This window comes from Actinomadura sp. CNU-125, from assembly GCF_001942465.1.
Lineage (GTDB): Bacteria > Actinomycetota > Actinomycetes > Streptosporangiales > Streptosporangiaceae > Spirillospora.
In genome coordinates this window covers 1-6,408 of sequence record NZ_MKJY01000295.1, presented here as the reverse complement: position 1 = coordinate 6,408, position 6,408 = coordinate 1, and the positions used below count along the sequence as shown (strand labels likewise).

General features: G+C 72.8%; 6 protein-coding genes and 1 pseudogene. 4 read left to right on the top strand and 3 right to left on the bottom strand.

Annotated features, from left to right (window positions below; genetic code table 11):
- Window positions 1-95: 95 nt before the first annotated feature.
- Together BJF79_RS29460 and BJF79_RS29455 are read right to left on the bottom strand one after the other, a co-directional pair.
- Window positions 96-872: a hypothetical protein gene (locus tag BJF79_RS29460; RefSeq protein ID WP_075902258.1), complete on the bottom strand. Its 777-nt coding sequence runs from the start codon at window positions 870-872 to the stop codon at window positions 96-98.
- A gap of 521 nt (window positions 873-1,393) precedes the next feature.
- On the bottom strand, window positions 1,394-2,467 hold the full coding sequence (locus BJF79_RS29455; protein ID WP_262402735.1) for a hypothetical protein: 1,074 nt from the start codon (window positions 2,465-2,467) through the stop codon (window positions 1,394-1,396).
- Between the two features lie 363 nt (window positions 2,468-2,830).
- Here BJF79_RS29455 and BJF79_RS29450 point away from each other — a divergent pair, with 363 nt between their 5' ends.
- From BJF79_RS29450 to BJF79_RS29435, 4 genes and pseudogenes are all read left to right on the top strand, one after another.
- Complete coding sequence (locus BJF79_RS29450) at window positions 2,831-3,202, top strand: NADH-quinone oxidoreductase subunit A (RefSeq protein ID WP_075902254.1); 372 nt, start codon at window positions 2,831-2,833, stop codon at window positions 3,200-3,202.
- An 80-nt stretch (window positions 3,203-3,282) separates the two neighbouring features.
- Window positions 3,283-3,732, top strand: a pseudogene (locus BJF79_RS67420) (NADH-quinone oxidoreductase subunit B); the annotation flags it as partial.
- A gap of 572 nt (window positions 3,733-4,304) precedes the next feature.
- Complete coding sequence (locus BJF79_RS29440; protein WP_083734134.1) at window positions 4,305-4,958, top strand: NADH-quinone oxidoreductase subunit C; 654 nt, start codon at window positions 4,305-4,307, stop codon at window positions 4,956-4,958.
- Complete coding sequence (locus tag BJF79_RS29435) at window positions 4,951-5,904, top strand: complex I subunit 1/NuoH family protein (RefSeq protein WP_075902252.1); 954 nt, start codon at window positions 4,951-4,953, stop codon at window positions 5,902-5,904. The genes BJF79_RS29440 and BJF79_RS29435 overlap by 8 nt, the downstream gene beginning before the upstream one ends.
- Window positions 5,905-5,910: 6 nt before the next feature.
- Here BJF79_RS29435 and BJF79_RS29430 read toward each other — a convergent pair whose 3' ends face one another.
- Window positions 5,911-6,333, bottom strand: coding sequence for a ComEA family DNA-binding protein (locus BJF79_RS29430; RefSeq protein ID WP_075902250.1), 423 nt, complete (start codon window positions 6,331-6,333; stop codon window positions 5,911-5,913).
- Window positions 6,334-6,408: the final 75 nt, after the last annotated feature.

Sequence of the window (6,408 nt, the reverse complement as noted above, 5' to 3'; positions counted from 1 at the left end):
GCTCGCCTGGTACGGGTACGAGCCGGGGTTGTTCCGTGAGCTAGGCCGGCGCATCCACGTCCGCCACCGTTTGCTGGTGACCGTGCAGCTCAGCGTCACCGTCCGGTCGTCCGGCACGCGCCCGACCCGTAGCACGTGCCGAGCGCCCGCCCCTTCGAGGTGATCGACGCCCGCACCGACGCGCGCGCGTCCCGCGAGATCGTCCCCTCCCAGGTGGACAGCGTCGTCGGGACCTGGACGGTGCAGCCGTTCATGTTCTGGTCGCAGTTCTTGAACGTCAGCTTTCCGGGCGTGAAGTGCAGCGTCGGGTCGGTCGCGCCGCCCAGCCGCTTCACGCGCGCGCGCAGCTCTTCGAACATCGGCGCCGGGTTCGTGAGCGGCTGCGCCGTGAGCGTCAGCGCGGTCCGCCCGGACGTGCGCACGCCCAGCAGCCGGTGCGGTGCGGCGACCGCGACGAGGTACTCGGCGTCCGCCGCCCGCACCACGTGGGCGGGCACGCCGCCGACCTTCTCCGTCTTCGGATCGGCGGACGCCTCGGCGAGCAGCCGCGCGACCGCCTCGGGCGCGAGCGCCTTCGCCACGTCCACCCCGGGCAGCGTCGCGGGCGCCTTCGCCCAGCCGCCCGCGTAGTACTCGGGGTGCTCGGTTCCCGCCGCGTACGCGCGCCAGAAATCCAGCCCCGCCTTGATGTAGGTGACGCCGTCGACCGTCGCGAGCAGCGCGGTCCGCGCCCCCGCCGTCAGCGTCCCGCTCGCCGACCCCTCCGGGCTGATCCGCAGCTGCAGCCGCGCGGGCCCGCCCGCGACCGCGAGCGTCCCCGCGTACCGCAGCCCGATCCCGTCGGTGAGCCGCGGCCCGCCGCGAGCGACCACGCTCGGCGGCGTCGCGCTCGGCTTCGCGACCGGCCCGGCCTGCTCGTCGCGCCGCGGCCGTCCCCATCGCGGCGACGCCCGTCGCCGTCGCCGCCATCGCCACCCCCGCCGCGATCAGCAGCGTCCGGTTCCGCTTCGTCATCTGCCGCTGCGCCCCGGCACCACCCCGGGGGGCACCGGCCCGGCGGGCCGCGGGCCGTCCGTCCGCGGGCCGTCCCCGCCGGGCGGCGCGGCGAAGCCGGGCGGGCCCGAGGCCCGTCCGGGCGACCGGCACGTAGCGCGGCGCGGCACCGGGCCGGCCTCGCCGCCGGCCGGGGGCGGGAGGCTCGGTCGGCGCCGGAAGACGTGCGGGGGGCGCCGGGATCGGTGGGCTCGGAGGAAGGGAGGTCCACGGCACAAGAATGCCCGACGGCGCGGGTTCCCGGAGCGGGACGGCCGCGCCGCCGGGCGTCCCGGCGCGGATCGGTTCGGCGCTCGCCGCGCCTCACCTGGCCTTTCCTATTCGATTTTGAGTTTTCCGGCTATTCGCTGTCGAGGCCGCTCTGCATCGCCTGGACCTCGCTCGCCGTGGCGCCGATCACCTTGTAGTCGGCGTGCTTGTAGAACGTGCCGCCGGTCTTCTCGGCCCAGCTCGTCCACGCGGAGCTCTTGACCCGGCAGCTGGCCCACACCGGGCTCTCGGTCTTGATCGTGATGGTGGTGCTGCACTTGCCGAGGCTCTTGCCCGTCAGCGACTTCGCCGTCAGCGAGAACTGGATCTCGACGCTGACGGGCGTCCCGACGCCGTACGGCGGCCGGATCTGGGCCTGCACGGTGCAGCCCGAGTCGTCCTGGCAGTTGCCCTTCTTCCACTCGGCGATCGTCGGGCGCGCCGACGCGTTGAACGAGTCCTTCAGCTCTCCCATGCTCGTGCGCATGTTCGACACGACCGTCGCGCTCTGGGAAGAGCTCTTGGTGTTCACGTCCAGCGCCACGCGCGGCGTGGTCGCCTCGTAGTGCAGCAGCTCGGGGTCATCGGAGTCGCTGATGTAGAGGGTGGAGGAGAACGTGCTGACCTTGAGCGCCTTCGTGCCCTTCCAGCTCGTCTCGACCGGGTCGACCGTGCCACCGGCGGCCGCGTCCAGCTTGGCCGCCAGCGCCGCGGGCGACAGCTCCTCCTTGAACTTGAGGTCGATCTCGTCGGGGTTCAGCCGGCCCCACTGCTCGCCGTCCTCCAGGTAGTACGGCGTTTCGGACCCGGAGATCTGCTGCTTCCAGAACGCCGCGCCCGCCTTGGCGAACAGCATCCCGTCGGTCGCGAGCACGGTGACCTCGCTGTTGTTCCACGTCACGGCCCCGTAGGCGCGCCCGCCCTTGGTGATCGACAGCTCACCGCGGACAGAGTTGGCGCCGCCGCCGAAGTCGCCTTCGAGCCCGACGGCCGCGTCGGCGCTCAGGCCGTCCGCCGCCGCGCGGAGCTTCTCCTCGGGGGTCTTCCCGCCGCTGGAGACGAGCACCACCGCCACCACGGCGACGATGAGCACCACGACGAGCCCGCCGCCGACCAGCAGCGCGATCAGCGGACCGTTGCCGCGCTTGCGCGGAGCGGGCGGCATGCCCGCGCCCAGCGGGGCACCGGGCGGCGGGGGGAAGAAGGGGGGAGGCGTTCCGGGGGCGCCCGCTCCGCCGGGCATCCCGGGACCGGGGGCCCCGGGAGGACCGGGAGGTCCGGGGGGGCCGTGGGGCCCCGCGGGCGGCGGCGGAGGCGGCCAGGACGAACCGCCCGGGGTTTCCCAGCCGCCCGGAGGCGGAGGAGGGTTGCTCATCTGGTCACGTCCTTCCAGGTCAACTGACCCCAATGCATCACTAGTGTGCAGTAAAAGGATGGCATTGCGCTCCTCCAGGTAGGGAGTTACGCCCTCACGCGCCCCGGGGCCGTCCTCAGGGATACTTGATGAGACGCACTCCGGAGGGAAGTCGTGCCTAACTATTTCGACTCGTATGCGCTCGTCATGGCGCTGCTCCTGGTAGGGGGCGGGATCGTCGCCGGAGGGCTCGCGGCGAACCGCATGTTGCGCCCGCATCGTCCCACGGCCGAGAAGCTCATGACGTACGAGTGCGGAGTGGACCCCGTCGGTGAGGGGTGGGCGCACTCCTACGTGCGGTACTACGTGTTCGCCTACCTGTACGTCGTGTTCGCCGTGGACGCCGTGTTCCTGTTCCCCTGGGCGACCGTCTTCGACGACCCCGGATACGGCTTCACGACCCTCGGCGAGATGTTCGTCTTCCTGGCGTTCCTCGCCACCGGCCTCGCCTACGCGGCGAAGAAGGGCGTCCTGTCCTGGGTCTGACCGTCCCGTGGGCCTGATCCCGACGCGTCCGGGGCTGTAACAATGAGGACGTGGGCACTGTCGATCTACCGTCGCCGGGCGTGGGGCCGCTGTCGCGGGTCGCCCCCAAGCCGATCAAGTTCGTGCTCAACTGGGGGCGCCGGTACTCCCTGTGGGTGTTCAACTTCGGTCTCGCCTGCTGCGCGATCGAGTTCATCGCCACCTCGATGAGCCGGCACGACTTCATGCGCCTCGGCGTCATCCCGTTCGCGCCCGGTCCCCGGCAGGCCGACCTCATGGTCGTGTCCGGCACGGTCAGCGACAAGATGGCCCCGGCCGTCCGGCGCCTGTACGAGCAGATGCCCGAACCCAAGTACGTCATCTCGTTCGGCGCGTGCTCCAACTGCGGCGGCCCCTACTGGGACTCCTACTGCGTCACCAAGGGCGTCGACCAGATCATCCCCGTGGACGTGTACGTGCCCGGTTGCCCGCCGCGTCCCGAGGCGCTGCTGCACGGCATCGTCCACCTCCAGGAACGGATCGCCGCCGAGAACCTCGGCGACCGCTACGACGGCGACCCGGTGACGCCTCCGCCGCCGCCGCGCCCGCTGTCCCCGACCGTCCTGCGCCGGCCCCTCCAGCCCCCGCCGCCTCCCGTGCCCGAGCCGGAGCCCGAGCCCGAACCCGGGCCGTCGTCGGTGGACACCGAGGACACGGGGCCCATCCCGCTCGTCGTGGACGAACCGGCGCCGGTCCACGAGCACGACGCGACGCCGCTCGGACCGTCCGACGCCGAAGCCGTGCGGGCCGCCGACGTCGAGACGCAGCCCGTGCCGTCCGTGGACGACGTCCCGCCGGATGCGCCCCCGGACGTCCCGCCGGGCCCGGGGCCGTCCGACGAGACCGTCCCGGTGGCGCCCGTCGACGACCCGGACACCAGCGAGACGGTGCCGGTGCCGGTGGTCGAGGACGACGCGCCCCGCCGCGGCCTCCCCGGCCGGCGGGCCAGGGACCGGAGCGACCACGACCCGACGATCATCCCCGGGCTCTCCGACGGCGGACACGACGACGAGCTCGGGCACGACGACGAGATCGTGCACGACGACGAGATCGGCCGCGACCGGTGACCCCGGACGGCGCCGCCGGGCTCGAAACCGCCTGGCGCGAACGGTTCGGCGACGAGGTCAGCACCGAGGCGACGTTCGGCGGCCTCGCCGTCGGCGTCCCGCCCGACCTGTGGACGGACGCGCTGACGTTCGCCCGCGACGACCTGGCCTGCGGCTTCTTCGACTGGCTGACCGGCGTGGACGAACTCGACGAGGGCTTCGCCGTCGTCGCGCACGTGTACTCCCTCGAACGCCGCCACCACCTCCTCGTCCGCACCCGCGTCCCCCGGGACGAGCCGGTGCTGCCGACCGCGACGGACGTGTACCGGGGCGCGGGGTGGCACGAGCGCGAGACGTTCGAGATGTTCGGCATCGCGTTCGAGGGCCACCCGCATCTCGTCCCGCTCCTCCTCCCGGACGGCTTCGAGGGCAATCCGCTGCGCAAGGACTTCGTCCTCGCGGCCCGCGTCGCGAAGCCGTGGCCGGGCGCGAAGGAACCGGGCGAATCGGGACACGGTGCGCCGAGCCGCCGCCGCATCCGTCCGCCCGGGATCCCCGACTCGGGCCCGTGGGCGGAGGCCGCCGAACGCGCCGCCCGTCCGGCGAAGAACCGGGCTACGGACCCGGCGGACCCGGCGGAGGATTCGGCGGAGAGGGACCCGGATGCTTGAGGCCGTCGTCAAGCTCGCGCTGGTCGCCGCCGCGTTCGCGGTCCTGCCGCTGCTGGTGGGGCAGGCCGAGCACAAGGTCATGGCGCACATGCAGAGCCGCCTCGGCCCCATGTACGCGGGCCGGTTCCACGGGTGGGCGCAGCTCGTCGCCGACGGCGTGAAGTTCGCGCAGAAGGAGGACGTGGTCCCGGCGGCGGCCGACCGGTGGGTGTTCAAGCTCGCGCCCGGCGTCGCGCTCGTCCCGTACCTGCTGGTCCTGCTCGTGATCCCGATCGGGCCGGACGGTCAGGTCGCGCTCGACCTCGGCGTCGGCCTGTTCTTCGCGCTCGCGGTGATGGGCGTCGGCGTGATCGGCGCGATCATGGCGGGCTGGGCGTCGGCGAACAAGTACTCGCTGCTCGGCGGGATGCGCGTCGCGGCGCAGCTGATGTCGTACGAGCTGCCGATGGTGTTCGCGGCGGCGTCGGTCGCGATGGCGGCCGGGACGCTGTCGCTGCAGGGCATCGTCGGCGAGTGGCACTGGTGGTGGCTGCCGTGGCAGGCCGTCGGCGCCGTCGTGTTCTTCGTCGCGGGCCTGGCCGAGCTGCGCCGCCCCCCGTTCGACATGCCGGTCGCCGACTCGGAGATCATCTTCGGCCCGTACACCGAGTACGGCGGGCTCCGCTTCGCGCTGTTCATCCTCGCCGAGTACGCCGGGATCGTCGTGCTCTGCGCGCTGACGGCCGTCCTGTTCCTCGGCGGGTGGAAGGGCCCGTTCCTGAACACCGAGCTCGGCTGGCTGTGGATGACGCTGAAGGTCGCCGCGCTCGCGTTCTGCGTGATCTGGCTGCGCGTCGCCAACCCGCGGATGCGCGAGGACCAGCTCCAGAAGCTCGCCTGGGCCTGGCTGGTGCCGCTGTCGCTCGGTCAGCTCGCGCTCACGGGCGTCCTGAAGGTCGCGCTCTGACCCCCCTCACGGCAGGAAGATCGCGAAGTCGGCGAGCTGGGGGAGGACGTCGGGCGGCAGGTCGGCGTCCACGACCATCTCCTCGACGGAGATGAACGGGCCCGTCTCCGCGCGCCGCTCGATGACCCGCTGGGCCAGCTCGGGCGTCATGCCGGGCAGCGCGGCGATGATGTTCGGCGGGGCGTGGTTGACGTCGACGAGGCCGCCGTCGTCGTAGGTGCGCGGCTCGTCCGGACGGCCGATGCGCAGCTCGCGCGCGAGCGCCGGGTCGCGCGCGGCCAGCGCGCGGGCCTCGTCGCGCAGCGTCCGGCGGAACTTGGCGACCTCGACGGCGTGCTCGTTCGCGAGGTTGCGCGGCGGCTCCTTCGGGAACACCTTCGACCGCGCCGCGAGCGCGTGCCCGGTGCCGCCGATCCACAGCAGCATCATCAGGAACGAGCCGAGCGCGCTGAACAGCAGGCTGTCCGAACCCGAACGACGCCATCGAGACCATCAGCCCGGCGC

What these genes read in the sequence shown, in the direction of transcription:
- BJF79_RS29455 (WP_262402735.1), bottom strand. Translation starts at nt 2,467, where the DNA reads ATGCCGCCCGCTCCGCGCAAGCGCGGCAACGGTCCGCTGATCGCGCTG.
- BJF79_RS29430 (WP_075902250.1), bottom strand. Translation starts at nt 6,333, where the DNA reads ATGATGCTGCTGTGGATCGGCGGCACCGGGCACGCGCTCGCGGCGCGG.
- BJF79_RS29435 (WP_075902252.1), top strand. Translation starts at nt 4,951, where the DNA reads ATGCTTGAGGCCGTCGTCAAGCTCGCGCTGGTCGCCGCCGCGTTCGCG.